Annotated in this window: 27 protein-coding genes and 1 pseudogene; 21 read left to right on the plus strand and 7 right to left on the minus strand. The window is 59.3% G+C overall.

Features of this window, described 5'->3' with window-relative positions; genetic code table 11:
• Positions 1 to 25: 25 nt before the first annotated feature.
• Positions 26 to 819 (plus strand): annotated as a pseudogene (locus tag BW970_RS20900) (IS5 family transposase); the annotation flags it as partial.
• A complete protein-coding gene (locus tag BW970_RS20905; protein ID WP_188475532.1) occupies positions 799 to 1,509 on the plus strand; it encodes a phage major capsid protein in 711 nt (236 codons plus the stop codon). The pseudogene BW970_RS20900 and the gene BW970_RS20905, both read left to right, overlap by 21 nt.
• 83 nt (positions 1,510 to 1,592) lie before the next feature.
• Here the strand turns inward: BW970_RS20905 and BW970_RS04310 are convergent, their stop codons facing one another.
• Together BW970_RS04310 and BW970_RS04315 are read right to left on the minus strand one after the other, a co-directional pair.
• Positions 1,593 to 2,216: a hypothetical protein gene (locus BW970_RS04310; protein ID WP_076528993.1), complete on the minus strand. Its 624-nt coding sequence runs from the start codon at positions 2,214 to 2,216 to the stop codon at positions 1,593 to 1,595.
• Between the two features lie 337 nt (positions 2,217 to 2,553).
• Complete coding sequence (locus BW970_RS04315; protein ID WP_076528995.1) at positions 2,554 to 3,000, minus strand: hypothetical protein; 447 nt, start codon at positions 2,998 to 3,000, stop codon at positions 2,554 to 2,556.
• 115 nt (positions 3,001 to 3,115) lie between these two features.
• On the opposite strand from BW970_RS04315, the gene BW970_RS04320 reads away from it, so the two are divergent.
• The 3 genes from BW970_RS04320 to BW970_RS04325 all read left to right on the plus strand — a co-directional run bounded on the left by BW970_RS04320 (position 3,116) and on the right by BW970_RS04325 (position 6,383).
• Positions 3,116 to 3,361 (plus strand): helix-turn-helix transcriptional regulator, encoded by a 246-nt coding sequence (locus tag BW970_RS04320; protein WP_076528997.1) that lies wholly within the window; start codon positions 3,116 to 3,118, stop codon positions 3,359 to 3,361.
• Complete coding sequence (locus BW970_RS20520) at positions 3,358 to 3,900, plus strand: HEPN domain-containing protein (RefSeq protein WP_144038867.1); 543 nt, start codon at positions 3,358 to 3,360, stop codon at positions 3,898 to 3,900. The genes BW970_RS04320 and BW970_RS20520 overlap by 4 nt, the downstream gene beginning before the upstream one ends.
• A gap of 554 nt (positions 3,901 to 4,454) precedes the next feature.
• Positions 4,455 to 6,383, plus strand: a complete 1,929-nt coding sequence (locus BW970_RS04325) for a DUF262 domain-containing protein (protein WP_076528999.1) — start codon at positions 4,455 to 4,457, stop codon at positions 6,381 to 6,383.
• Positions 6,384 to 6,437: 54 nt separating this feature from the next.
• Here the strand turns inward: BW970_RS04325 and BW970_RS04330 are convergent, their stop codons facing one another.
• The 4 genes from BW970_RS04330 to BW970_RS04345 form a co-directional block, all read right to left on the minus strand.
• Entirely contained in the window at positions 6,438 to 7,274 is an 837-nt protein-coding gene (locus tag BW970_RS04330; RefSeq protein ID WP_076529001.1) for a GIY-YIG nuclease family protein, read from the minus strand.
• Positions 7,274 to 8,281: an ADP-ribosylglycohydrolase family protein gene (locus BW970_RS04335; RefSeq protein WP_076529002.1), complete on the minus strand. Its 1,008-nt coding sequence runs from the start codon at positions 8,279 to 8,281 to the stop codon at positions 7,274 to 7,276. The genes BW970_RS04330 and BW970_RS04335 overlap by 1 nt, the downstream gene beginning before the upstream one ends.
• Positions 8,282 to 8,385: 104 nt before the next feature.
• Positions 8,386 to 8,787, minus strand: a complete 402-nt coding sequence (locus BW970_RS04340; RefSeq protein WP_076529004.1) for a type II toxin-antitoxin system VapC family toxin — start codon at positions 8,785 to 8,787, stop codon at positions 8,386 to 8,388.
• On the minus strand, positions 8,784 to 9,020 hold the full coding sequence (locus BW970_RS04345; RefSeq protein WP_188475522.1) for a type II toxin-antitoxin system Phd/YefM family antitoxin: 237 nt from the start codon (positions 9,018 to 9,020) through the stop codon (positions 8,784 to 8,786). Before BW970_RS04345 ends, BW970_RS04340 begins: the two co-directional genes overlap by 4 nt.
• Before the next feature lie 828 nt (positions 9,021 to 9,848).
• Between BW970_RS04345 and BW970_RS04350 the strand changes: the two genes are divergently transcribed.
• From BW970_RS04350 to BW970_RS04425, 16 genes are all read left to right on the plus strand, one after another.
• Positions 9,849 to 11,402: a type I restriction-modification system subunit M gene (locus BW970_RS04350; RefSeq protein WP_076529006.1), complete on the plus strand. Its 1,554-nt coding sequence runs from the start codon at positions 9,849 to 9,851 to the stop codon at positions 11,400 to 11,402.
• On the plus strand, positions 11,399 to 12,043 hold the full coding sequence (locus BW970_RS04355; protein ID WP_076529008.1) for a restriction endonuclease subunit S: 645 nt from the start codon (positions 11,399 to 11,401) through the stop codon (positions 12,041 to 12,043). Before BW970_RS04350 ends, BW970_RS04355 begins: the two co-directional genes overlap by 4 nt.
• Entirely contained in the window at positions 12,043 to 12,648 is a 606-nt protein-coding gene (locus BW970_RS04360) for a restriction endonuclease subunit S (protein ID WP_076529010.1), read from the plus strand. Before BW970_RS04355 ends, BW970_RS04360 begins: the two co-directional genes overlap by 1 nt.
• Positions 12,649 to 12,653: 5 nt before the next feature.
• Positions 12,654 to 13,364: a hypothetical protein gene (locus BW970_RS04365; protein ID WP_076529013.1), complete on the plus strand. Its 711-nt coding sequence runs from the start codon at positions 12,654 to 12,656 to the stop codon at positions 13,362 to 13,364.
• A 118-nt stretch (positions 13,365 to 13,482) separates the two neighbouring features.
• Positions 13,483 to 16,389: a type I restriction endonuclease subunit R gene (locus tag BW970_RS04370; RefSeq protein ID WP_076529015.1), complete on the plus strand. Its 2,907-nt coding sequence runs from the start codon at positions 13,483 to 13,485 to the stop codon at positions 16,387 to 16,389.
• A 10-nt stretch (positions 16,390 to 16,399) separates the two neighbouring features.
• Entirely contained in the window at positions 16,400 to 17,422 is a 1,023-nt protein-coding gene (locus BW970_RS04375) for a tetratricopeptide repeat protein (protein ID WP_076529017.1), read from the plus strand.
• Between the two features lie 487 nt (positions 17,423 to 17,909).
• A complete protein-coding gene (locus BW970_RS04380) occupies positions 17,910 to 19,181 on the plus strand; it encodes a type II toxin-antitoxin system HipA family toxin (protein ID WP_076529019.1) in 1,272 nt (423 codons plus the stop codon).
• A gap of 52 nt (positions 19,182 to 19,233) precedes the next feature.
• The gene (locus BW970_RS04385) at positions 19,234 to 19,620 is read left to right on the plus strand and encodes a DUF6634 family protein (protein WP_076529021.1); all 387 of its coding nucleotides are present in this window, start codon (positions 19,234 to 19,236) and stop codon (positions 19,618 to 19,620) included.
• Positions 19,613 to 19,897, plus strand: coding sequence for a hypothetical protein (locus BW970_RS04390; protein ID WP_144038868.1), 285 nt, complete (start codon positions 19,613 to 19,615; stop codon positions 19,895 to 19,897). Before BW970_RS04385 ends, BW970_RS04390 begins: the two co-directional genes overlap by 8 nt.
• Complete coding sequence (locus BW970_RS04395; protein ID WP_076529025.1) at positions 19,894 to 20,469, plus strand: metallophosphoesterase; 576 nt, start codon at positions 19,894 to 19,896, stop codon at positions 20,467 to 20,469. The genes BW970_RS04390 and BW970_RS04395 overlap by 4 nt, the downstream gene beginning before the upstream one ends.
• A 1-nt stretch (position 20,470) precedes the next feature.
• Entirely contained in the window at positions 20,471 to 21,103 is a 633-nt protein-coding gene (locus BW970_RS04400; RefSeq protein ID WP_076529027.1) for an HAD family hydrolase, read from the plus strand.
• 25 nt (positions 21,104 to 21,128) lie between these two features.
• On the plus strand, positions 21,129 to 21,950 hold the full coding sequence (locus BW970_RS04405; RefSeq protein WP_076529029.1) for a metallophosphoesterase: 822 nt from the start codon (positions 21,129 to 21,131) through the stop codon (positions 21,948 to 21,950).
• Positions 21,951 to 22,020: 70 nt separating this feature from the next.
• A complete protein-coding gene (locus BW970_RS04410) occupies positions 22,021 to 22,842 on the plus strand; it encodes a metallophosphoesterase (protein ID WP_076529031.1) in 822 nt (273 codons plus the stop codon).
• Between the two features lie 36 nt (positions 22,843 to 22,878).
• The gene (locus BW970_RS04415) at positions 22,879 to 23,715 is read left to right on the plus strand and encodes a metallophosphoesterase (RefSeq protein WP_076529033.1); all 837 of its coding nucleotides are present in this window, start codon (positions 22,879 to 22,881) and stop codon (positions 23,713 to 23,715) included.
• A 109-nt stretch (positions 23,716 to 23,824) separates the two neighbouring features.
• A complete protein-coding gene (locus BW970_RS04420) occupies positions 23,825 to 24,154 on the plus strand; it encodes a type II toxin-antitoxin system MqsR family toxin (protein ID WP_076529035.1) in 330 nt (109 codons plus the stop codon).
• A complete protein-coding gene (locus BW970_RS04425) occupies positions 24,151 to 24,594 on the plus strand; it encodes a type II toxin-antitoxin system MqsA family antitoxin (RefSeq protein ID WP_076529037.1) in 444 nt (147 codons plus the stop codon). Before BW970_RS04420 ends, BW970_RS04425 begins: the two co-directional genes overlap by 4 nt.
• Positions 24,595 to 24,713: 119 nt before the next feature.
• Here the strand turns inward: BW970_RS04425 and BW970_RS20715 are convergent, their stop codons facing one another.
• Positions 24,714 to 24,881 carry a hypothetical protein gene (locus BW970_RS20715; protein WP_159441418.1) on the minus strand — a complete coding sequence of 56 codons (168 nt, stop codon included), beginning with the start codon at positions 24,879 to 24,881 and terminating at the stop codon, positions 24,714 to 24,716.
• Positions 24,882 to 25,030: the final 149 nt, after the last annotated feature.

Raw genomic sequence — 25,030 nt, forward strand, 5'->3', positions numbered from 1 at the left:
GAATCCATGGGGTTAATGGTCTGAGATGACGAGACCTGACCCTACCCGCTATCGGACGAATAACTGGAAGAGTTACAACGAGGCCCTGAAGCGGCGCGGTTCCCTGCTGATCTGGTTGGACAAGGATATGACGTGGCTTGCACCGAAGGCCGGAGGCAGCGGCCGCCCGCCGGTATTCAGCGATGCATCTGTCCAGTTTTGTTTGATGGTGAAGGTTCTGTTCGGGCTACCACTTCGCCAGACGACCGGGATGGTGGCAAGCATTCTGTCGATGGCCGGTCTCGACTGGCCGGTCTCGACTGGCCGGTGCCGGACTTTTCTACCCTGAGCCGCCGGCAGAAGCGGATCACGGTGCAGATATCGAGCCGCCGTGCGCCCGGTCCGCTCAACCTGCTTGTGGACAGCACCGGAATAAAGTTCCTCGGGGTGAGGAGGAACCGTGGCTGCAGTGCAGCCGCGTAAGTCCGACGCAAGGAGTGGCTTGCGCGTAAGCACGGCACGCAGCGTCGGCGCCAATATCGCAAGGTTCATTTGGCGATGGATACGGCCACCGGCGACATCCGTGCCGTGGAGTTCACCTCGAGCGACAAGGGCGACAGCCCCGTTCTGCCCCACCTGCTGGACCAGATCCCTCCTGATGAACAGATCGGCACCGTGACCGGCGATGGCGCTTTTGACACAAGGCGATGCCATAGCGCGATCCTCGAGCGCGGTGGAACGGCGATCATACCCATCCGCAAGAACGGGCGGCGATGGCGCGAGGACTGCCCCGCCGCAAAAGCCCGCAACGAGATCCTCATGGCAGACGAAAATCAGGGTCTTGTGGCTCTGGAAACCAAGGTGAGCGACCTTGAAAAGAAGCAAGGCGACTTCGACGCGCTGACCGCCCGGCTCGACAAGCTGGAGACGAAACCGGCTCGCCCCGATGCTGGCGAGAAGAAGGACGAGGTGACGCCCGAGCGCAAAGCCTTCGCGGCCTATCTGGTGCGCGGCGACGGGATCAGCGACGACGACAAGAAAGCGCTGAATCAGTCCATCGACCTGCAAGGCGGCTTCCTCGCCCCGGCTGAACTGTCCACCGAGGTCATCCGCGCGCTGGTCGAATACAACCCGATGCGCAGCCTGGCCGATGTGCGCCCGACCACCTCGCCCTCGACCATCTATCAGACCCGCTCGGACCTGACGAACGCGAAATGGGTGGGCGAAACCCAGACCCGCGAGGAAAGCGAAATCACCTTCGGCCAGACCGAAATCGCGGTAAAAGAGCTGGCCACCTTTGTCGATATCTCGAACCGCCTTCTGGCCGATGCGCCCCAGGCTGAAACCGAAGTTCGCCTCGCGCCGGCCGAGGACTTCGGAGGGAAGGAGGCTCACGGCTTCCTCTGGGGGCAGGGTGTTCTTGAGCCGAACGGCCTTATGGTTGATCCGGCAATTGCCAGCACGGCGAACGGCCACGCCACCGCACTCTCGCCCGACGCCCTTATCATCTTTGACTGTGGCTGGCAGTGAGGTGCCGGCTGGGACTGCGCTCGGGACACTCACAAAAATGCCATGTCACTTTCGATGTCAGTTGTGGCGTATGAGTCGCAGAATTATCCACTAATGAGTGGGACATCCGGCATACTACATTCAGTATCTCCGTCGAAGGTGTTGCGACCAATTAAATCTGATCCTTTGGGGTTTTCCCAGAAATACTGAACGTAAACTACACTGAATCCATTAGCGAGATGATCTGGAATGTCCCCATCATATGATCCGGCCAGCTCATCCCAGTTGCAGATACCCTGATTGACCCGGATGTTTCCGCCAATGACACCGGTGCGGTTTTCTGCGTCGTTGGTAAAGGAAAGCCTTTTGCAGAGCTGATTCGACATGTAATTATTGGGAAATATCATATCCATAACCATGAACTCAGGACCTACGCAAGTAATCCCAAGTTCACCATTATAAGGGAGTCTGATGGCTTTTTCTCGAACATTTACAAAATCGCTGGTTCCAACCAGGGGGAATCCGCTTCCGAAAATCAGGTCATCACTTTCAAATTCAGCTCTTGCCCTGTCTGAGGCCCGGTTGTTCTGAACCAATCCCTGAACTGATGCGGCCAGCCCATGGGAAATCCTCGTGGTTTCCTGGGTAGCCGAGGCGAGAGATGCCTGCTGATAGATAAAGATGCCGCCGATGATCAGCCCCATCGTCACGGCGATGCCAAGGATCACCTCGATCAGGCCGAAACCCCGGATTCTTGTTGCGGCGCTATTTTTTGGGGTGTGTCATCGAAGTCTCTCCCGATGATGAGTTCTATACGGGAGTAGGTCTGGCCACCTTCGCAATCAAGGCGTTCGCGTCAGAAGTGACAAAAATGATGTGGAAAACCGCCGCATGATAATGTTGGGAAATATTAAATGTTTTATTGTGACCTGCGGTCAGATCTCGGACCGCAGGTTATATTTTCGCAACGCGTAATATTTTATCATTCAGAATGAGCTGGGCGAATCATAGGAAGGCTGGTGCGGGCATAGTGTTTATGACCTTAGCGCCCGCCGGAACGTAAATTCAGCAGGGTCGTGCGCCCATTGCCACCGCGCGCTCATAGCTCAGGGCCTTCACCATGGGATTGGCGAACCTGGCATCGTTCATGAACCATCCCGCAATCTCTGTCGGATAATATTTCGCAATCTGAGCTGACATCCGGTCAAAAATTTCATCGGTGTATGGGGTGGATGATGCGGATCTGGGTCCGTGGAACAGCAGTTTCGCTCGCGGCGTAAGGCAGGCATTCTCAAGACCAAGATACATTGTGCATGCCGAGGCGCAGGTGCCGTCGATTACGACCTTCTTTCCCGTATACCGCAGGCTCGCAATTTCGACCTCCCGCTCCGAGAGGCTTCCGCCCATATCACTACGGACGATCATGTCGTTCCCCTGATGCGTGATGCTGGTTCCACATCCAGAAAGCAGCATCGCGACCGAAGCGAGGGCCGCCGCGTAGATCATATTCATATTGTATCCTTTTTCCGGAAGCCGGTATCGGCTGCCGGAACGTGAGCGTTCGGCATTGTCAGAACTCCCGACTGGGGTTATCAATACCAAAAGTATCAACACAGTGGATGGCCTCATGTCAATACTAAAAGTATCAATAGAGCAGGTAAAGGCGGCTCGTGCCCTGTTGCGTTGGTCACAGCTCGATCTTGCAGAGGCTTCGGGTGTGTCTCTTCCGACGATCAAGCGCCTTGAGGCGGTAGCTGGTGAAATCGGGGGGCGTGAAGAAACGGCAAATGCCATCCGGGCCGCCCTTGAGGTTGCCGGTGTCGTGTTTATTCCCAAGAACGGTGGCGGGGCTGGGGTGAGGCTGAAAAAGTGACAGACGAACGCGCCCATCCAGGCCAAACCGTGAAAATAAGTCCCGAACAGCAGCGTGAATCTGGATTACTGTTTTTCAGGTCAGGCAATCAGTATCGCAAGGCGGCCATAGACGGTGCAGAAAAATACCGTGACCCCTTGGCAGCGTTCAAGGAGGCTGAGGGCTGGGCCACCATTCATGATCCGGTGTGCAATCTTCTTGGTCACGCAGCAGAACTATACTTGAAGGCATTTCTGATTGCTAAAGGCGTGCCAGTAACCGACTTGGCGAAAAAGCCTTTCGGACACGATCTCGGAAACTTGTGCAAAGAAGCGGTCAGTCGAGGGCTTGTGCTTGATGCTGAGTATGCGGAAGGGCTTACGGAGTTCGCAAGAGATTATGGCATGGCGCCCTACACCTTCCGATACCCGGATATAGGCCGCCGAAAGCTCAACTTCCCCGATCTCCTGATTGAGATGATCGACGCATTGCGCGACGCGGCGTTCGACACTGTGAACCAGAAGGCGAGGTCATTAGGCACGCCCATTGGCCCTTCATGATTGACTACACCGGCGGCCAGCGCCAACCTTTGGAAAAAGGAACGGGGAGCAATGTCTTTTTTGTCAGGCTTTGCAGTATGCCTTGAGCCTCTTCCTCATGATTGGGAGGTCTTGCCGGTATACCCCTTCGATACTGCGGCGGAAAAGCCGGTCATGATACGGCCCCAACGCACGCGGATAGCCTGGCGCGCTGACCTGGCAACGGCGGGATCTAGAGGCGCGGCTGACTAAGGCAAGGCGAAGGCATGCGGAACTGGAGCCGGGGCTGGCAGAACTGCCCTAAGTTGCGGAATAGTTGCAGCACGAGCACCGGCTGGCGGCGAGTTATCTTGTTCCGCTTCTTCCTCCACGATATGCTGGAGCGAGCACGCTCAGAGACTTACGGGCACGGTGCGAACTATCGGTGCCCTTCGGTATTCCATTCTGAAAAAAACAAGCAGCCGCAGACAAGTTCATCCCCCAAGACCCCACCTACGAATCCGCCCCCACCATTTTGTCCCACATCAAGGTCGAGCCGGCAAAGGTCGCAAAGGTCTCGAACAGAAAGGCCGCCCATGCAGGCTGATGACCACGCCATCGAGGTTATCCTCGCCGAAGCCCGCCGTTTCATGGTCCCGCTGTATCAGCGGAAATACCAGTGGCATGACTTTCAACTCCTCCCGTTCTGGCAGGACGTGGAGGCGAAGGCGATCGAGGTGTTGGAAGGCGAGAGCAAGTTCCAGCATTACATGGGCGCGCTGATCCTTGCCCCTATCGGCGAGGCGGCGCAGATTGGCGTGACGCCAAAGGTGCAGATCGTTGACGGCCAGCAGCGGCTGACCACGTTCCAACTGTTCCTCGCCGCGTTGCGCGAGGTAGCAAAGACCCATGGGCATGATGACATCGCGGCCCATGTCGGCGGCTATCTGTTCAACAACCTGAAAACCAAAGACACCGACAAGTTGACTCGGTTCAAGCTGACGCCGACCCCTTCGGACCAGAAGGTGTTCCACGACATCATGGAAAAGGATTACCGCGAGATCCGGACGCAGTATTCCACAAATTACTGGGGGCACAGCGTGCCAAAGAACACGCCGTTCCGGGCGCTGCGGGCTTATGATGAGTTTTACAATCTGATCAACCGCTTTGCCCAGTTCGGATCCGCCGAGATGATGGTGGAAGATGATGCCGCCGATCCCGTGGATACCATCGCAGATGAGACCGACACGGCCGAGGCCATCGGCACCCGGCTGGAGGCTATGCTGACCGCTGTGCTGAACCGGATGAAGCTGGTGGTAATCACGCTGGGCGAGGGCGACGATGCGCAGGTGATCTTCGAGACGCTGAATTCCAAGGGCGAGCCACTACTCGCGATGGACCTGGTGCGCAACAACATCTTTTATCGCGCCGAGAAGGAACAAGCTGAGGTCGAGGATCTGTATAAGACACTCTGGGACCCGTTCGACCACGCGTGGTGGCGGGAGGCTGCTCCCTTTGCGCGCCCCACACGGCCTCGCATCGACCATTTTCTTGCCCATGTTTTGGCTGCCGAGACGGGAGACAAGATCTCGATGCGCGAGCTTTATGCGGAATATCGAGCTTTTGCGGTGCCAAAGGGCCGACCCCGTTTTAAGCAGGTCGAGGACGAATTGCGCGTGCTGGGGCAATATGCTCCGATGTATGAAACGCTTGAAGGCAGGATCAGTGAGGATGCAGACCTGCACTGGTTCGGGCGCAAGTTGTCGGCTTGGCAAGTGACGACCGCCTATCCTATCGCCATGCAGATCTGTGCGAGTGAAGTCGCGGATTCCGAAAAGCGCACCATGTATGGCCTGATCTATTCATATGTCGTGCGCCGTGCATTGTCTGGGTTGACCGCAAAAAACCTGAACCGTGTTTTCCAGAGTTTATCGCAGGCGTTTGCCGAAAATGGTGCTAGCGTCGACGCTTTAGTGGAGTTTTTTGCGAAGCGGCTTGGAGACAGCACCAGATTCCCGGATGACAAAGAGTTTCGCGACGGATTGTTGTCCAAGTCTGCCTACACATTGGCACCGGGCACCCGCATCAAGGACGTGCTTTGGGAGTTGGAACTCGCCAGTCGGTCGAGGTTCGCCGAAGATATGCCGATGCCTGCCGGGCTGTGGACGGAGCATGTCCTTCCTCAATCATGGACCGAAGTCTGGCCTTTCGAGGACGGGGTGTTCGTAGAGCGATTCTCCGGTGACCCGAAAGCGAAAGCCCGTGATGCGCTCGTGCAAACTCTGGGCAACCTCACACTTGTGACCGGCGGTTTGAACATCTCGGCCGGGAACAAGGGCTTCGTGGAAAAGCGTGCAAAGCTGGAAGAGCATACCGGGCTTTTCCTGAATAAATGGTTCCTTAAACAGAAGAACTGGAATGAATCCACGATTGCCGGCCGCGGAGAGGCGCTGACAGATATGGCGGTGAGGATTTGGTCGGCACTGCCTGTGAAAGTTGACCAAATTGCAGAAGGCCCATCCTGATGAACACCGCTTTCATGGTTTCCAAAGTAGGGAGTTTTTGCCTGTAGGACCACATCATAGCTGATTGTTCACCAGCTCAATCAGCTCCGGCCCAAGGATACGCGCCACAACAACCTCGCTTGGTTTGAAATGGGTTTGAAACCACGCCGCGATTGCCTGATTGCTGCCGATAAGGCGAACAGAACCATTGCGGTTGGCGCGCCGATCGATCCTTGTCGTGACTGCGGGTGTCCCATCGGAAAAGCGGATGGTCAGGAGGTCATCGTCGGCACCGAACAGGTCACTGACCTCACGGCCGGGGTTGATGATGCCTTTGTTGTAGTATGTCGGGGCAAGCAGGATCGTAAAGCGGCCGATATCAGGCTCCCTTCCGGCGTCGTCTGGATCGGCGCCCACCGCCATATCACCGGCCATCTGTTCGACCTCGCGCAGGGCGCTTTCGGTGAGGGCGGCCCCCTTTGCGCCCCCGTTCCATGGTGGAGCAAAGCTGCGGATCAGAATATCTTCGAGCCCGGCAGCAAGGTTGATCGCAAAGCCCCGGAACTGGAGATCATCCGGTGGCGCGAAGGCAAGAATATCAATGGCCTGACCGCCTGCGAGCGCCGCCTTGATGCGGGCATGGCACTTCTGGTTGGTGCTTTGGGTGCTGCCGGGCTTGCAGTATCCCTTGAACCTCTTTCTCAATGACTGGGAAGTCTTGCCGATATAGGCCACCTCAGCCCCGATGCAGAAGGCATAGAGCGCGTTCCCGGCGGCCAGGAGGGGCTGCGCCTTCGACGTCTCTTCTGGCGGAACCTGATAATCGAGCCATGCGCCCACCATTTCCCAGGCCGCGATACGCCGAAAACCAAGCGCGACGAGATCTTTCCTGCCCAAGTTTTGTTGCGCCATCAGAAACCTGGATACTCCCGCCGAAACCCGGCGACCTGGCCCGAGATTGCGAGCGCCAGATCGTGGGAAATGTCTCGGATGAGATCACCGCATTCGACTTGTGCGGCCCAGCGATGGCTCTGGACCTGATCGGGGAACAAGAGGCCGAGCGCGTTGCCGGCAATCGCCCCGGTGGAATCGCTGTCGCCGCCATGCGTTACTGCAATCTGCAGCCCGTGCTGGAAATCCCGGGCGCACAGGCAGGCATAGAGGGCAATTGCCAGAGCCTCCTCGGCAACCCAGCCGCCACCGAGGCTTTCAACCGTTTCGAGTTTTGCATCGCGCGGCGCGGTCAACGCCGCCCTTATCGAATTAGCCGTTTCAGCGCCGAAACTGTCGACCACACGGATGGCCGCGCTTTCAGGATCCATGTCGCGCGCGAGATCTGCAAGGATCAGAGCCCAGGCGGCCGCAGCCTCCTGTCCTGTCCTGTGGCCATGTGTCAGCGCAGATGTTTCAAGCCCAAGATCGCGAATGTGCTCCGGCGCAACGAATGCGACAGGCGCCACGCGCATGATCGTGCCGCACCCCTTGGACTCATTGCGGGCGGGAGCGCCAAACTGGCGGGTCGCCCTTAGGGCAGACAGGCAGGTATTCCCCGGTGCCCTTTGGGCATGTAGGCGCTGATCCTGGATGAGCCCCGTGTTGTCGATATCCATGCCGGGTTGCACGCCCTGTGTCACCAGCCAGCGGAGCAGGGCATGATGGACAACCGAGGCGGGATGGCAGATGCCGCGCTCATCTTGACGGACGGCCGCGCGAATAAGCCCTTCGGCGCTGAAAAGGGTCATCTGCGTATCGTCGGTGATCGCTCCGACCTGACCGGCATGCGGGGGTAGTTCCTGCAACCCGTCAGGGAAACGGTCCTGAATTCTGGCAAGGGGCCAGAATTCGATCTCAGCGCCCAACGCGTCGCCAACCGCACCGCCAAGAAGACAACTGAAGATCTGATACTCAGAAGCGGTCATTGAAAATTCCGTTGTTTATCCTGCACCACTTACGAGAGGTGCCGACCATGCCAGGGACCGAACATCAGATGCGACATCGCACAATCGTTGCGCATTTCTGCGGTCTACCAGATTCTGCCTTTCCATCCCCCAAACTCGCCCAGCCCGTTGAAAGCGGTATCCTTTGAGACCAGCGGGCACGCCATTTCGATGGCCGTCGCGGCAATCATGCGATCAAACGGATCCGGGTGATCCCATTCCATCGACCCCGACAACATGGCCATCCGCGCCGTGTATGGGGCGATGCGGAACCCCTGGGTCGAGCATAGGCTGTCGAGGCTGCCCGCATAGGGCAACATCTCGTCCCACTTGCCCTTCCGCACCATGAGCGCGATCTCGTGGAGGGCACAGGGCGGGACATGGATCGTGGCGCCGCTCTCGAGCAGGCTGCGCACCTCGACCGACAGGAGCGAGGGTGCGACCAGTGACCAGGCCAGCACATGTGTATCGATGACGGCGTGGCTCAAGCACCCCACTCCGCGAGTTCGTCCTCGCTCATCGGTTCGAGAAAATCGGGGACCGAAGCCGGGCTCACAACACCCTCCAGAATGCCCAGCCGCACGCCCGTTCTGGCGACCGGCACCAGCCGTGCAGCGGGAACTCCGCCCCGGGCGATAATGACCTCTTCGCCGGCGTCGACCGCCGCAAGCAGCTCAGACAGCTTGGCCTTCGCTTCGGCGACATTCATTTGCACCGTCATGGCGAACCTCGGAAAGTCATGTTGGACCAACATTGGTCCATTCTGGCGTGAAAGTCAACCGGAGACACCTCCCGGATGATGGGCTATATGGGGCGGGTGGGCAAAAGACAGGGCGAAACGGGCCACGCGCCTTATGCGATGTTGGGATAGCAGCTCAGGGGTAGCCGCTCTGGACCTAAGACAGCTGATCGGCCGTGTAACCCAAAACGATATTGCGGCGCGATCCTCCGATCATCGGGCGCAGTTCGCTGCGGTCGGCAGGGAGCCACCCCGGTATCTGGATCTGGGTCGGATACAGGTCTATTCCGGCATTTTTAGCGATTGCGTTACTATTCCGGCCGCTAACGAAACGGCTGAAGTTACACGCAAGCATTTGATTTATTTGAAATATGCTGCGTTGTAACCGTGTAACCGCTGTAACCGCCCGCGAATATGTAAATGTGTGCGTGAGCGTGCGTGCGTGAGCGTGCGTGCGTATATATATCTATCTATTTATCGGTAACATATATATAATAATATAAAATAAGTTAGCTTAATCAAGTGGTTAGACTGTAACCGGGGGCGTTACGAATCCGTAACTCATTGCGGAAACAGGTAACAGACCTGCTGGAAGCCACTAATTCCATCCCGCTATGCAGTTGATTTATGTATGTTTTTTATAGATACCGCCTTCCGCCGGGGGCTGTAACAGCGGCGCATGACCCGCATTCTCCACATAAATCGCAGCCGCATGCGTTGTCAGAGGCCCGGCCGGTGCATAAGAATACGGGTAACCCCGGCGCGGGCCAGTTTTCCGCGCAAAATCCGTATTTTACCGCAAGGCCCCAGATGACTGACGAACAGAAACGCAAGCTCGAGCAGAAGCTCTGGGACATCGCCAACACCTTGCGCGGCAAGATGGGGGCCGATGAGTTCCGCGATTACATCCTGGGCTTCATCTTCTACAAATACCTGTCCGAGCGGATGCACGGCTATGCCGACCGGATCCTCGGCGACGACGGCATGGCCTATACCGACATCCCCGAGGGCACGCCGCAGGGCGAGGAGTTTCTGTCCGCCGTGCGTGACGCCTCACTTGAGGCGCTTGGCTATTTTCTGCGTCCGTCGGAGCTGTTCACCGCCATCGCTCGCCGGGGTGCTGAGGGCGCGTTCATCCTGGGCGATCTCAAGACCATCCTCAACAATATCGAACGCTCGACCATGGGCACCGAATCCGAGGAGGATTTCGACCATCTGTTCGAGGATCTTGACCTGTCCTCGACCAAGCTCGGTCGCACCGAAGACGCCAAGAACGAACTGATCGCCAAGGTTCTGACCCATCTCGACGCCATCGATTTCGCGCTGGACGATGCCGACAGCGATGTTCTGGGTGATGCTTACGAATATCTCATCGGCCAGTTCGCTTCCGGCGCAGGCAAGAAAGCGGGTGAATTCTACACCCCGCAAGAGGTCTCGACGATCCTTGCGCGCATCGTCACCACCGGCAAGACGCGGCTGCGGTCGGTCTATGACCCGACCTGTGGGTCCGGCTCGCTGCTGCTGCGCGTCGCGCGGGAGGTTTCCCAGGTCGATGATTTCTATGGCCAGGAGATGAACCGCACCACCTACAACCTCGCGCGGATGAACATGATCCTGCACGGGGTCAGCTATCGCAACTTCAACCTGCGGCAGGAGGACACGCTGGAACACCCCCAGCATGAGGGGCAGCTGTTCGAGGCCATCGTCGCCAACCCGCCGTTTTCGGCCAAATGGTCGGCGCGGCCATTGTTCCTGACCGATGATCGTTTCGCGCAATATGGGCGGCTGGCACCCGCCTCCAAGGCCGACTTCGCATTTGTCCAGCACATGCTGGCGCATCTGGATGATAATGGCGCCATGGCGGTGGTGCTGCCGCATGGCGCACTGTTCCGGGGCGGGGCCGAGGGCGCGATCCGCGAATTCATCATCCGCGAGAAGAACTGGCTCGATGCGGTGATCGGCCTGCCGGCGAACATCTTCTACGGCACCGGCATTCCGACCTGCATCATGGTGTTCAAGAAATGCCGCGAGACCGAAGATGTGCTGTTTGTCGATGCCTCTGGCTGTTTCGAGAAGGCCAAGAACCAGAACTATCTGCGCCCCGCCGATATCGACCGGATCGTGACGGCGTTCCGCACCCGCAGCGAGGATCCGCGCTTTGCCCATAAGGCCAGCCGGGAGGAGATTGCGGGTAACGGTTGGAATCTTAACATCCCGCGCTATGTCGAAAGCTTCGAGGCGGAACCGGAAATCGACCTGGCCTCGGTGGTGGCGGATATCCGGCGCATTGATGCCGCAATGGTTGGAATCGACGCGCGCATCCGCGCCTTCTGTGCTGAATTGGGGTTGGAGGCGCCGGTATGAGCGCGGGTGGCCTGAATGCATTCAAGGCCGGGTTGGCGCAGAAATTGTTTTCGCAAAAGCTGCGCTTCAAACGCGATGACGGGACGGATTTTCCAGACTGGGAGGAAAAAGCGCTTGGGGACCTTGGCGGATTCACAAAGGGAAAGGGGATTTCCAAAGCTGACATTGACGAGGGTGGAAACCTTCCCTGTATCCGCTATGGCGAACTATACACGATTTACGGTGAGAGAATTACGAATGTGATGTCGCGCACCTCTGCCTCAGCTACAAATCTTGTTCTGAGTGAGGTAAACGATGTCGTAATTCCAGCATCTGGCGAAACACCCATTGATATGGCGCGCGCATGTTGTGTGCTCGTCTCCGGTGTTGCACTGGGCGGTGATATAAACATTTTCCGCGGCACCATGAATGGAGAGTTTCTTTCTTACTGCTTGACAAATGCGCGGCGCAGAGAAATTGCCCAGATCGCCCAAGGCAATTCGGTGGTTCACCTTTATTCCGCACAACTTCGTCAGGTTATTGTTCCGGTTCCCCACCCTGACGAACAACGCAAAATTGCCGATGCGCTTACCGCCGTTGATGAAAAGATCGCCGCGCTGAGCAAAAAACTCGGTGTTCTCGAAAAGTTCCGGGGGGGGTAATGCATAACCTCTTCTTTGGCAAGAAAAGATTTTGCGCAACCGGTGGTATTTCATTCCCCGATTGGGCAACGATCCGCCTTGGCGATGCGTTCCGAAATCGGGTTGAACCGGATACTTCCGGCCTGCCGGTCTATTCGGTCACGCAGGATCGCGGCATGGTGCCGCGTGATACGCTTGACCGCGATTTCGGCGGCAGCGCGGAAATCACCGGCTATCGTCGCGCCTGTGCCGGTGATCTGGTCTACAACACCATGCGGATGTGGCAGGGGGCGGTGGGCATTGCCCCCGAGGATTGCTGTGTCAGCCCCGCCTATGTCGTCCTCGCGCCGAAAGGGGGCGCGGTGTCGGAATTCTTCGTTCGTCGCCTGCGTGAAAGCACCATGGTGCAGCACCTGAAAGCCTGGTCGCACGGCCTGACCGAAGACCGGCTGCGCCTCTACTATCCCGATTTCGCCAGTATCCGCTTGCAAGTTCCCCATCCCGACGAGCAACGCAAGATCGCTGATGCCCTCTCGGCGCTCGACGCCAAAATCTCCGCCGTGGCCGCTCAGATCACCCATATGGAGGTGTTCAAAAAAGGCCTCCTGCAACAGATGTTCGTGTGAACTCCATGGATTACATCAAGGAACAGCCCAGCAACGCCGACCAGCGCCAACGTATTGCCCTCTGGGCATGGGAAAACTTCGAGCGCCCCGTGCGTCACGATGAACTCGGCGTCGACGAGATCGACAACCCGGTTGCTTTCGCCCTGAAACTCCAGGCCGATCCCGAACAGGCCTGCGACCTCTGGGCGCGGATGATCCGCCACGCCTATCTGCGCGAGGTGATCGTTCTCAACGAAATTATCATGATGAAAGAGGTTGGCCGAGCGTATCCCAAGGATTTCGACCGTTTCGAGCCCACGCCGGGCGAAGTCATCACCGGGTCGATCCTTTCGATCTGGCCCCGGTTCATGGGGCATGAGGTCGTTCTCTGCCTTTTCGAAGGGATGAACCCGCGCGATGGGCTGATGATCCTCGACGGTGACCCGGAGGCGTCCGCGCTTTTGCGGCAGATCAGCGATGCCTCGCTCTATAGGGTTCACAGCGCAATCCTCGCCGGCCGTAATCGTTCGGGCGACCATTGGCTCCGGGCGTTGTGCGAAACCGAGCCCCTGACGGATGAGCGCGCCGATGCCATCCGGGCGGAGTTCGATCATGCCGGCCTTGCCCGTGACCAGATCGCCATGATCCGCGCCTGCCAAGCCGGCCAGTGGAGCGTCACCCCGATCGGTGCCGACTATGTTCAGAAGAAACTTGCTGCGCTCAGAGAGGCGGCATGATGCGCCGCATCGACGCAGCAGTCGTCAAGCATTCCTTGACAACTGCCCCACGACCGAGGCGGCAAGTTGTAAGGGTCGCTTACAGGTGCGCACCCACGACAAAATGAAGGCCTGATCCATGACCGTCCAGTCCGAAGCCCAGCTTGAAGCCGCCCTTGTCACCCGTCTTGAGGGCAAGGGCTGGGTGCCGGTCAAGCTGGCCGGAGAGGCCGACCTTTGGGCGAACCTGCGTGCGCAGCTCGGGGTGCATAACGACACCAGTTTCACAGTTTCCGAATTCGCCCGCATCCGCAACCATCTGGAAAAGGGCAACCCGTTCGAGAAGGCGCAGACGCTGCGGGATCGGTTCCACCTGACCCGCGATGACGGCAGCTCGTTCTACGTCCAGTTCTTCAACGCGGAACATTGGTGCCGCAATCAGTATCAGGTGGCGACCCAGATCGCCGTCACCGGCAGCCGTGCCAACCGCTATGACGTGACGCTGCTGGTGAACGGGTTGCCGCTTTGCCAAGTCGAGCTGAAGCGGCGCGGTGGCGACCTGAAACAGGCCTTCAACCAGATCAACCGGTATCATCAGGACAGCTACCGCGCGGCGGGTGGGATCTTTCAGTTCGTCCAGATCTTCGTGATCTCGAACGGCGTCGATACCCGCTATTACGCCAATAACCGCCACCAGAGCTATGAACAGACCTTTGCCTGGGCGGGTATCGACAACAAGCCGATCAACCGCCTGGACGCCTTCGCCGATATCTTCCTGGAAAAGTGCCAGCTCTCCAAGATGATCGCCAAATATGTCGTTCTGCATCAGAGCGACAAGGTGATGATGGTGCTGCGCAGTTACCAGTATTACGCCGCCGAGGCGATCCTCGACCGCGTCGCGCATCACAAGGGCAACGGCTATGTCTGGCACACCACCGGCTCGGGCAAGACGCTGACCAGCTTCAAGGCGGCGCAGAACCTGATGGCGCTGCCCAAGGTCGAAAAGGTGGTTTTCGTGGTCGACCGCGCGGACCTCGATGACCAGACGGTGCGCGAGTTCAACGCCTTCAAGGAGGATTCCGTTGACCAGACAGACAACACGCGTGTGCTCGTCGACCGGCTGACCGACCCTACCGTCAGGCTGGTCATCACCACCATCCAGAAGCTGAACAAGGCGACTTCACCGGGCCGTTACGCCGGGCCGATGGAGGCGATCAAGGATGGCCGCGTGGTCTTCATCTTTGACGAATGCCATCGCAGCCAGTTCGGCGAGACCCATCGCCGGATCGTCGATTTCTTCCCGCGCGCGCAGATGTTCGGCTTTACCGGCACGCCGATCCTGGCCGACAATGCCATTGGCCGGCGGACCACCAAGGATTTGTTCGGCGATCAGCTGCACACCTATGTCATCACCGACGCCATCCGCGACCGCAACGTGCTGAGGTTCTCGGTCGAATATATGGGGGTGGAGCCGCCGAAACCCGAAGAGACCGGCGACAAGGATGAGGATCGGCGCAGGAAGAAGCTGGCGGATCGGCTGCACGCCTCATCTGCGTTTTTCGATCACCCGGACCGGATCGACGCCGTCACCGACTGGATCATCGCAAACCACGACACCAAGACCCGGGGACGCCAGTTCGGCGCGATCATGGCGGTCTCTTCGGTCGATGCGCTGATCCGGTATTACGAGGCGTTCGAGGCCAAGCGGCAGGCGGGGCGGCATGACCTGAAAATTGCCACCATCTTCACCTATGCCGCCAACCCGGAGAGCGCCGAGGCGGATGGCATGCTGCCGGAGGAGGACTTCCCCGACAGCGTTGCCCCGCAGGACACGCCCAAGCGCGACAAGCTGGTGGAATTCGTCGCCCTCTACAACCAGACCTACGGCACAAACGAAAGCGTCACCGACGGCAAGGGGTTCTACACCTATTACCGGGCGCTGGCGAAAAGGGTGAAGGCGCGCGACCGTAAACCTTTTGACCCCGAACAAGGTGTCGATATTTTGCTGGTCGTGAACATGTTCCTGACCGGGTTCGATGCCCGCACGGTCAACACGCTTTACGTCGACAAGAACCTGCGCTGGCACGGGCTGATCCAGGCGTTTTCCCGCACCAACCGCATCCTCAGCGCCGAGAAGTCGCAGGGCAATATTGTCTGCTTCCGCGACCTCAAGGACAATACCGACGAGGCAATCGCGCTTTTCGCCGACAAGAACGCCCGCGAGGTGATTTTGATCGGCAGCTATGAGGAGCACCTGACCCGCCACGCTGAGGCGGTCAAGGCGCTGCTGGAGATCACCCCCGATGCCGATGCGGTCGATGATCTGACCGACGAGGAGCAACAGGCCGCCTTCGTCAAAGCCTTTCGCGATGTGATCCGGGTGAACAACGTGCTGGCCAGTTTTGCCGAGTTCCGTCCCGAGGATCTGACGCTTCCCGCGCAGGAATTCGAGGATTTCAAGAGCAAGTATCTCGATCTTTCGCAGCGCCCGAAGCCCCCAGGTGAGGGTGATCCTTCGCCGGGCGGCCTGGACGAGATCGACTTCGAACTGGAGCTCTTGCGCCGCGACGATATCAACGTGGCCTATATCCTTGCGCTGTTGACCTCGCTCCGCGCCGCCGAAAAAGGCGGCAAGAACAGCCGGAAATCGCGCGAGATGCGGCGGCGGATTTTCGAGCTGTTGCTGTCCGAAGTGCAATTGCGCGACAAACGCGAGTTGATCGAGGCCTTTATCGACCGACAGATGCCGATGCTTGGCCCCGAAGACGATGTCCGCGCCGCTTTCGCCGCCTTCTGGTCTGAGGAACGTGCAAAGGCCTTTGCCAAGCTGATCGCGGACGAGAAGCTTGACCCGACCGGCTTCCAGCGCCTGACGCAGGAAATGGTGCTGACTGGCAAGCCGCCTGCGCATGATGCGGTGGTGGCGATCATGACGGTGAAGCCCGGGATCCTTGCCCGCAAGGCGGCCATCGCCCGCGTGATCGGCGGTATTGAGGCGCTGATGGCGACCTTCGATGACGGTGTCGGCGAGCTGGACGGGGAGTGATGCAGTCAGCATGACGGAGCAAACCGCAGCCAGGATCGCGTCGGAATTTTTCCTCGGAGATGAGCCGGGCGCTTTGGTTTCGGCCAGTCGCCTCGGCGCGATCCTTGCCCGGATCCATACCGGACAGCCACTCTCTGATCTGCAGGAAAATTTTCTCGAAGATCGAGGCTATCATGCACTCCTCGGCCTCGCACGCGGTGGTCTGGATCGCGCCGCATTTGGCGTTGTGGCCATTGCGGAACAGGCGGCACGACAGACGGAACGGGCCGCTGAAAAATCGGCTCTTGCCCATCGTATCGAAGATGAGGCCCGCCTGAGACAGGCCAAAACCGACAGGAATAACGCCAAATTTTTTGCGGCAGCCGAGCGGAAGCGGGCCAAACGCAAGCTCTTTGACGACTTCGACATGGGATATGTCGAGCATGAAGATTTTGCGCGGGTGCGGCAGATATTGCTTCAGGTTGTCGGCGGGACTGCCATTTCCAGAGACAATCTTACCTGGTTGGCGGCGGCGGGCCGAGAATATTGGACCGATCCCCTGCGCCGCGCTCATCACAGAATATTGGCGCAGGAGCTGACCCAAGAATGGCGGAAGACCGGCGATCCGTGGAAGGCCGTCAATGCCTGCGCCCAATGGCGAAAAGCGGATGAGCCGGCCGAGGGGCTGGAAATCACTCAATCCGCTTTGAAAAGAGGCACATCACCCAAGCTTCGCTCAGCCCTCCTGACCACCAGCGGCGGCGCGTTCCGGGACATGCGGCAGTTTGACGATGCAGTCCGGAACGGCACTGAAGCGCACGGTTTGACCCCGGATGATTTTCGGCCCTGCACCTTGCTGGGCGCGGTTCATATCGAGATGGGTGACTATGCCGAGGGGGCGGCTTGGTATGACAAGGCGGAGGCCCGGGGCGCAGGGCGCGACCTGATCGACCGGGAAATCCGCGCCATCCTGGCCGCGGCAAAGCCTGAGGATCGCAACACGATACGCGCGGCGCTGAAAACCCTTGACCCGATGCGGTTCGAGACCATCTAGCCCCGATCCCTGAGCCGTAAGATGATCGATGCCAGACCTGGGCGTCATACGGATACCGTCCGTCCGCATGAAAACGCGACACAGACGTGACGCCCCGAAAAAACGGTGAACCGGCCCATATGCTGATGTTCCGAGTTAGATCATAGCAGTTCGATTCGTCAGAAATGCCCATCACTGTCCGGCGCCGGAAGGGCCATGAGCCAATCGGCTTCGGGCTAGGTCAGATTTTTCATCCTTTGAAAAAATGGACCGATTGAGCGGCTAAGGTGGCGTCCTCAATGGGAAAACGGACGGAATCAACCAATAAAAAAATTCAACGCATTGAAAAGGCTTAATTTTATGCCTTGCGTGACTGTTGGCGTAATGCCTATCTCCCGTCTGCGTCCCCCGCGGCGCACAAAAAAGCACCCCGATCTCACCACGACCGCACTGCGGTGTCCGGGCTTTTGCCTGTGGACCGCGCATGCCTTTTTCGCAGGAAATCCCGATGGCCCATTTGGTCGACCAACTCGATGTCTGGCTCTGGACGCCTGGGGAAAGGAAGCCGGTCCTTGCCGGTCGACTGACGGACGAAGCCGTCGTGGTCTCCTTCGTTTATGATCCGGATTTCCTGCCGCTGCCGAATGCGATGCCGATCTTCGAGCGTGATCTGCCCCTCGGGACCGGCCGCCAATACCCCGTGGCTCCCCACAAACTGGCCCACTCGTTGCGCGATGCGCTGCCCGACAGGTGGGGCCGCCGTGCCATCGCGGCAGGGCTGCGCGCCGAGGGCATTGCATGCGTCGCCGAAGACGAGATCGACGATATCACGCTGATGCTCCGGACAGGTCCGGATCGTATCGGCGGCCTGCACTTTTGCCGCGGGGGCGAGACGCCTGATTTGACGACGCCGTTCCCGCCGACGCTTGAGACGCTGGCACGGCTTGTCGGGATCATTGACGCGGGAGATCCGGTGCCCCCGGAACTCCGTCCGTTCATCCCGCAATGTGCGTCGGTAGGGGGTGCGCGCCCAAAGACGCTGTTTACCGATGTCGAGGCGGGTCGGTTCATCGCCAAATTCGTCCTCACCGAAGACTATCCGGTCGTTCAGGCGGAATTTGTTGCGATGAGACTGGCAGAACATGCCGGGATCAGTGTCGCACCCGTTCAGATCGAACGGGTCAACGAGCGTCCAGTGCTGCTGGTCAGACGCTTTGATCGTCAGCCTCACCCTGCCGGTGGCGAGATGCGCCATCACATGATTTCTGCTCTGACATGGACCCAGATGGGCGAGCTTTCCGCGCGGCATATCACTTATCCTCAGCTTGCTACGATCATGGACGAGACCTGCTATGATCCCGCTGAGGACAAGGCTGAGATGTTCGCTCGGATATTCTTCAACATTCTTGTCGGCAATACCGATGACCATGCCCGCAACCATGCTGCGGATTGGGACGGAGAGCAGATCCACCTGACGCCCGCATACGACATCTCCCCGCAGCGCCGGACGACGCGCAGTGCCAACCTGGCGATGGCTTTGACCGATGGTTCCCGCGCCGCTCAGCTTGCGAATGCCGCCGGGGTCGCGCCAATCTTCGGCGTAACCGTCCCGGATCTTCGGCGGCTGCGCGAGCGGCTGGTCGGCGCCATCCGCGAACACTGGATCGATGTCTGTGATGAGGCCTGTCTGTCTGAGGCGGAACGAGCCGGCCTCGCGGGACGGCAGTTCTTCAGCGACTACGCGTTCGAGGGCTTCGGACGCACGCCCCGATTACGGTAATCCATGCTGCGATGGCCGCCATCCATGACTGAAATTCATTTGGAACAATGTGATGAACCGACTTCTTGAAGCAGCCCATGCCGCTCAAAGCCTGCCGGGCCTGGAGACGTTGAAAGAAGCGCCCGTCTTGCGTGACTGGCTTGCCGCCATTGATCCGGCCGGGGTGCCGTGCCTTGCGGGCACAGTCAAGGGCCACCCGCGGCTTCAGGATGGCAAACGGATCTACACCTCGGTTCTCGTCGCCCTCGACGCCGAAGGCATCTGGGCCCGTTCCCGCAGTCGGTGGTATCGGCTTGATACCGAATGGAACTCGGAGATCGTGCCGGACGAGGTCACGCAGCGCGGCTACACCTGGCTGCGCCGGGATGATGCTGTAAACCTTGCAACCGTGATGCGTCTCGCGGTTCTGAACCGGCACGGGAGGCAACTCGATGCCTAGCAAGAAGCAGGATCGGATGGCCAGGAAGCGGGCAGCACTTGCCCACGCCGCATCGGCACTGGCAGACGCCACCGATGACGCCGGTGTTGTCGAAGACATCCTGGTGCTGATGCATCTGGCCGGCGCGGCGCTCGAGCCGGCGACCGCAGGCGCCGTATCGAGCGGTGCGATGATTGCCCGTCAGCACATGGCAAGTCTGCGCGACAATCTGCATGCCGCACGGCGCGAACTGGCCACGCTGCGGCACAAAGGCCGGCCTGAGGAGCACAGCACGTGACATCATGGTTCACAGCCGATCTGCACCTCAGCCATGAGAACATCATAGGTTTTTGCGCACGCCCATGTCCGGATGCGAGAGCCATGGATGCTGCGATCATCGCAGAACTGCAGGCGCGGGTCCGTCCTGATGACGATCTTTGGGTTTTGGGGGATTTCGCGGTCAGCAAGGCGACGGCTACACAACGCACTGAGGTGCGGGGTATATTCGACGCGATCCCGGGCAGAAAGCATTTGGTGCTCGGCAACCACGATCGCGCATGGATCCGCGATCTGCCGTGGGACAGCATGTCTCAGATGGCTGACATTGTCGTCGATGGCCGCAGGCTGTTCCTCTGCCACTACCCTATGGTCACGTTCCCCGGGGCACGTCGGGGTGCGCTTCAGTTGTTCGGTCACGTCCACCAAAACTGGCGCGGCAGCCGCAACTCGGTGAACGTCGGCGTAGACATGTGGGATTTCCGCCCTGTGACCCTTCCGGAGATCGACGAACGCGCCAGATTCCTGCCCGTCAACAAGCATTGGGATGAGGTCGAACCCGGGTGTCCGCTATCAGCGGAGGTTGGAGACTGAGATGGGAGAACAGGAAATGCGGGCCGTGGCCTTCGACTGCTTCGGCACCCTCCTGCGGATCACCGAGCCGACAAATCCCTGGCGCCCCCTCTTGGCGGAGGCCCGTCGTCAGCCCGGCGCGCGGATGCTCGATCCACGGCGCGAGCCGATACTGACCATTGAAGAATTTGCTGCCGCTTGCGGTGTTCCGTTCCGCCCGAAATGGCGCGACGATCTGGACCGCGAAATCGCCAGCATCGCGGTGATGCCCGATGCGCTTCCCGTTCTGTCTTCGCTGCGGGCGGCAGGGTTCCGGCTTGCGCTGGCCAGCAATCTGGCCACGGCCTATGTCGAACCGGCGCTCGCTTTGCTCGGGGACTCCATCGACACGGACTGCCTCTCTTGCGATCCCGAGATCCTCGCGGTGAAGCCGGAACCCGCCTTTTTCTCTGCGCTGCAGCGCAAGATAGTCCTTCCCGCTGCCGAGATTCTGATGGTGGGCGACAGCCTCGCCTCGGATGTTGAAGGCGCCAAGGCGGCTAGCATGGCCGCGCTGCATCTTGTTTCTGGCGAGACATCACCACGTCCCGGACAGATCCGGCACCTTGCCGATGTGCCGCAGTTCCTGGGCCTCAATCAACCCGGCTCGTCATGAGCCGTTTCGCCGGAAAGCTCATGCTATGAAGGTTCTTGTGACCGCAGACGTCCATCTCGATGCGTGGCAGCGGGCTGGACGCGATCCATTCCCGTCGCTTGCGCGGGCTCTGAGCACCGTTGATGCGGTGATTCTCGCCGGTGACTTGACGAACAACCCGCGTCTGCGCTGGTCTGCCGCCCTGTCCAGACTTTCGGAGATCGTCGCACCGGAGAAGGTCTATATCTTTCCCGGCAACCACGATTACTACCACTTCCGTCTCGACGGTGACGACGTGCTGCGCGGTATTGTCGAGGATGCCGGCATGAATTGGGCGCAGAAAGCGGGGCTGGAATTCGACGGGGTCAGGTTTCTCTGTGCAACGCTCTGGACGGATTTTCTGCTCTCGGGAAGTAAGACCACAGCCCAAAATGCGGCCTGGTTTGCAATGAACGACTACCGGCAGATCAGCCGAAACGCGGCAGGTGATCTTCTGCTGCCCGGGCACACGTCCGACCTTCACGCGGAGCATCTGGCCTGGCTCACCGACGAGATCTCCCGGTCTTTCGCCGGAAGGACGGTGATCGTGACGCATCACTGCCCCAGTCCGTCCGCAACAGGTGAGGTCGATCGGCTGACCCCAGCATTTACGTCGAACCTCGACGATTGGATTATTCGACATCGCCCCGACCTTTGGCTTTTCGGCCACACGCACCGCCACTTGTCCGGCCGGGTCGGTCGAACGCGGATCATGAACATCTCGCTTGGCTATCCAGATGATGTGCCTTCCGTGCGAGAGGCCGAGATCCTGCTGCGCGGGCTGGTGGATACCGAGAGCCCGGGCATGCTGGCGTATGGGCCGCCGTGACCCGGATCGGCGCGCATATGTCTGAAGTCGCGATCCGCCCGACAATCCCCCATTTTAGAAGGCAAATCAGATGTCCGTCCTCGTCCTTGCTGACCTTCATCTCGACATGTGGCTCGAAGCCGGGATTGACCCGTTCCTTTGGCTTGCCCACGGCCAGTATGACGTCTTCGACGGGCTGATCATCGCGGGCGATCTGTCGAACAAGCCCAAGGTGCGCTGGCCGCATATGCTCGCGCATCTGAAGCGCTACATGCCCGCCGAGAAGATCTACATCCTGCCCGGCAACCACGATTATTACGACCACGTCCTCGATGGTGACGATCGCCTTGCGGCTATCTGTGCTGATGCGGGTGTCCATTTTGCCCAGAAGTCGGAGTTTTTCATCGGCGGTTTGCGGTTTCTCTGCGCGACCCTCTGGACTGATTTCCAGCTGGACGAGGCACCGGAGTATGCAATGGAGGTCGTAGGGCGCCAGATGAACGACTATCGGTATATTCGCCTCGCATCGGAGGGTTATCGCAAGATCCGTCCCGCCGACACGGTCAGGGTTCATGCAGATCACCGCGCCTGGCTCGAAAGCCGGCTCGCCGAAGCCTATGATGGTCCGACAGTTGTGGTCACGCATCACTGCCCTCTACCGGAGCTGATCAGCGAGGGGCCGCGCGACGAGATGGATTTCGCCTACGGGTCTGACCTTGAACCGGTCATGACGAAATACAAGCCAGAAAGCTGGCTGTTCGGCCATACCCATTTGCAAAACAAGGGATTTGGCGGTGTGCGAACGCTGGTGCAGAACGTCTCGGTTGGCTACCCCGATCAGATTCATCCTGACAATCTGATGGGGTGCGTGATCCGGAGCCTCCGCGCCCTTCCACTCCCGCGCAAGCCCTGAGCTTGCCCTATCTCACCACACCTCAGCGGATGCCCAATGAAGATCCTTGTCCTCGCCGACCTGCACCTTGATGAAATTGCTGACAATGCGGTGCTGCGCCGCCTGGGCGAGGAGATCGCGCTTGCGGGCCAGGAGGCCGATGCCCTGATCATTGCAGGCGACCTGACGGAACACGCAGCGCAGAGATGGCCGAACGCAATCAAATGGTTGGGCGCACATTATCCATCCAAGCAGACCGTAATTCTCCCGGGCAACCACGACTATTATGGTGGCAACCTCGATACGCTGGACGCCGATCTGGACCGGATCTGCCGTGAAGCCGGGTGCGGTTTCGGACAGTGCCGCCGGATGGATCTGGGCGACACGCGCATTCTGATGACGACGCTCTGGACCGACATGCGCCTCTTCGAGGCGGGAGGAGAGGCAGCAGTCGAGGATTCACTTTGGAACGCGCGGATGATGCCGGATTACGGGTATGACGCGATCACCACTGGCGCCCCTGAACGGGAACTCGAGCCAGAGGATACCATCGCCGTCCACGAACGGCAAAAATCCTGGCTGATCTCGGAACTGGCGAAACCCTGGCCCGGCAAGACCGTGGTGATCACGCACCACGCCCCTTCAGCGGCGGTGTCCGGCGCAATGTCGCCGCTGTCGCCCTGCTTCACCAGCGATCTGGATGACCTGATCGACCGCTACAGGCCTGATGCCTGGATCTTCGGCCATACCCATCGGCCTGCGGAACTGCGGATGCCGGGTGGCACCCTGCTGCGGAACGTCTCGGTCGGGTATGAGAACGAGTTCCGCAGCGCAGATATCGGAGATCGGGCCCGGCAAGGGCTGATCGACCTGAAACAGGTTGCAGGAGGATGACCGAGGGCCTGACAACCGGCAATGCACCGGACATCTGCTTCTGCGACACTCGTTCACTGAAGGGGGCAGCCGAAGCGATGGACTTGATCTTACACCATAGTGGTGCAATATGACCGACAAGAAGAAGCCGACCTACGATCTGAAATCCATTCAGGACGCCGCCTCAACCATGTCGGTCACCCGCGCGGTCCTAAACGGGGCGGCGGAGCTGGGGATGACCCGACGGGAAATTGAGGAGGTTATTCTTAGCCTTACCCGCAAGGACTTCTACAAATCCGTCACGAGTTTCGCAAACCACACGGTCTGGATGGATGTCTATCACGGGAAGGCAGAGATCGAGTGGAATGGTGAGGTGGCGGCGGTGACGATCTACATCAAGTTCGTGCAGGATGTGCTGGCCGAATTCAGCCTTACCTCCTTCAAGGAGAAGCGGGAATGACAACGCAGGAAATGAGCCGGAAGCACCCGGTCAGCGGCAAGGATCTGCTGCGAGGTGAGCGCGAAATTACCCTGACCTTCCGGGGGCAGATGATGCGGGTGATGATGCCGGGGTGGTATGCTGCGGATGACCTGACGGGGGATGACGGGCTCCACGATCCTGCCGACATGAAGATCTCTGACCGCGCATTGAACAGCCTCAAGGCACAGGCAGCCGGATTGCTGATCCCCGCCGAGGTGAAAAGCATCCGCAAGCGGCTGCGGATCACGCAGCGCGAGGCCGGAACGATTATCGGCGGTGGGCCGAATGCCTTCCAGAAATACGAAACGGGCGACATTCTGGTCAGCAAGGCCATCGACACGGCTCTGCGTCTGCTGGCGCGGGATCCGGCCAGGCTGCAGGAACTTCGGGCAGAAGACCCGGCTGCTCGCGGGGGGTGACCAGTCCTTCGCCGAAGCCGATGTGGCAGGCCAGATGCTTGACCCCACCGCCTAGTATGAGGCAGGCAATTGAGCCTTGTCAGGTCTGGTTCGACTGTTTCAGTCCCTTAAGTCGCGCCTCAATCGTCGATCAGGCTGATGTTGTCCGAGCCAGCTTTGTGCCGTCGGCCTGCGCGGCGACCGGCACGCTCGGATCGGTCCTTGCCCTCGCCATTCAATGCGCGTTCCGCCAGAGAAGGCGTTGGATGATCGGGGAAGCCCTCGCCGTAGTGCTGAATCATCGCCATATATCGAAGCCCTAACCAGTGCGATTTCCCAGTTCTCCAGGGTATTTCCCCGGCGGCGCTTGATCTTTTTGCCGCCGCCGTCTTGAATATCCATCCGCAAGCCTCCCAAGGCGTGAGCGTGAATCCATTGCACCCATATCTATCGCTCA

This window comes from Gemmobacter megaterium (assembly GCF_900156815.1).
GTDB lineage: Bacteria > Pseudomonadota > Alphaproteobacteria > Rhodobacterales > Rhodobacteraceae > Wagnerdoeblera > Wagnerdoeblera megaterium.

Excerpts from the sequence above, each read along its gene's own strand:
- BW970_RS04380 (WP_076529019.1), top strand. The coding sequence starts at position 17,910 with ATGGCCCATTTGGTCGACCAACTCGATGTCTGGCTCTGGACGCCTGGG.
- BW970_RS04330 (WP_076529001.1), bottom strand. The coding sequence starts at position 7,274 with ATGGCGCAACAAAACTTGGGCAGGAAAGATCTCGTCGCGCTTGGTTTT.
- BW970_RS04390 (WP_144038868.1), top strand. The coding sequence starts at position 19,613 with ATGCCTAGCAAGAAGCAGGATCGGATGGCCAGGAAGCGGGCAGCACTT.
- BW970_RS04320 (WP_076528997.1), top strand. The coding sequence starts at position 3,116 with ATGTCAATACTAAAAGTATCAATAGAGCAGGTAAAGGCGGCTCGTGCC.
- BW970_RS04315 (WP_076528995.1), bottom strand. The coding sequence starts at position 3,000 with ATGAATATGATCTACGCGGCGGCCCTCGCTTCGGTCGCGATGCTGCTT.
- BW970_RS20715 (WP_159441418.1), bottom strand. The coding sequence starts at position 24,881 with ATGGCGATGATTCAGCACTACGGCGAGGGCTTCCCCGATCATCCAACG.
- BW970_RS04355 (WP_076529008.1), top strand. The coding sequence starts at position 11,399 with ATGAGCGCGGGTGGCCTGAATGCATTCAAGGCCGGGTTGGCGCAGAAA.
- BW970_RS04365 (WP_076529013.1), top strand. The coding sequence starts at position 12,654 with ATGGATTACATCAAGGAACAGCCCAGCAACGCCGACCAGCGCCAACGT.
- BW970_RS04370 (WP_076529015.1), top strand. The coding sequence starts at position 13,483 with ATGACCGTCCAGTCCGAAGCCCAGCTTGAAGCCGCCCTTGTCACCCGT.
- BW970_RS04415 (WP_076529033.1), top strand. The coding sequence starts at position 22,879 with ATGAAGATCCTTGTCCTCGCCGACCTGCACCTTGATGAAATTGCTGAC.
- BW970_RS04350 (WP_076529006.1), top strand. The coding sequence starts at position 9,849 with ATGACTGACGAACAGAAACGCAAGCTCGAGCAGAAGCTCTGGGACATC.
- BW970_RS04405 (WP_076529029.1), top strand. The coding sequence starts at position 21,129 with ATGAAGGTTCTTGTGACCGCAGACGTCCATCTCGATGCGTGGCAGCGG.
- BW970_RS04345 (WP_188475522.1), bottom strand. The coding sequence starts at position 9,020 with ATGACGGTGCAAATGAATGTCGCCGAAGCGAAGGCCAAGCTGTCTGAG.
- BW970_RS04425 (WP_076529037.1), top strand. The coding sequence starts at position 24,151 with ATGACAACGCAGGAAATGAGCCGGAAGCACCCGGTCAGCGGCAAGGAT.
- BW970_RS20905 (WP_188475532.1), top strand. The coding sequence starts at position 799 with ATGGCAGACGAAAATCAGGGTCTTGTGGCTCTGGAAACCAAGGTGAGC.
- BW970_RS04375 (WP_076529017.1), top strand. The coding sequence starts at position 16,400 with ATGACGGAGCAAACCGCAGCCAGGATCGCGTCGGAATTTTTCCTCGGA.
- BW970_RS04335 (WP_076529002.1), bottom strand. The coding sequence starts at position 8,281 with ATGACCGCTTCTGAGTATCAGATCTTCAGTTGTCTTCTTGGCGGTGCG.
- BW970_RS04360 (WP_076529010.1), top strand. The coding sequence starts at position 12,043 with ATGCATAACCTCTTCTTTGGCAAGAAAAGATTTTGCGCAACCGGTGGT.
- BW970_RS04420 (WP_076529035.1), top strand. The coding sequence starts at position 23,825 with ATGACCGACAAGAAGAAGCCGACCTACGATCTGAAATCCATTCAGGAC.
- BW970_RS04410 (WP_076529031.1), top strand. The coding sequence starts at position 22,021 with ATGTCCGTCCTCGTCCTTGCTGACCTTCATCTCGACATGTGGCTCGAA.
- BW970_RS04400 (WP_076529027.1), top strand. The coding sequence starts at position 20,471 with ATGGGAGAACAGGAAATGCGGGCCGTGGCCTTCGACTGCTTCGGCACC.
- BW970_RS04385 (WP_076529021.1), top strand. The coding sequence starts at position 19,234 with ATGAACCGACTTCTTGAAGCAGCCCATGCCGCTCAAAGCCTGCCGGGC.
- BW970_RS04325 (WP_076528999.1), top strand. The coding sequence starts at position 4,455 with ATGCAGGCTGATGACCACGCCATCGAGGTTATCCTCGCCGAAGCCCGC.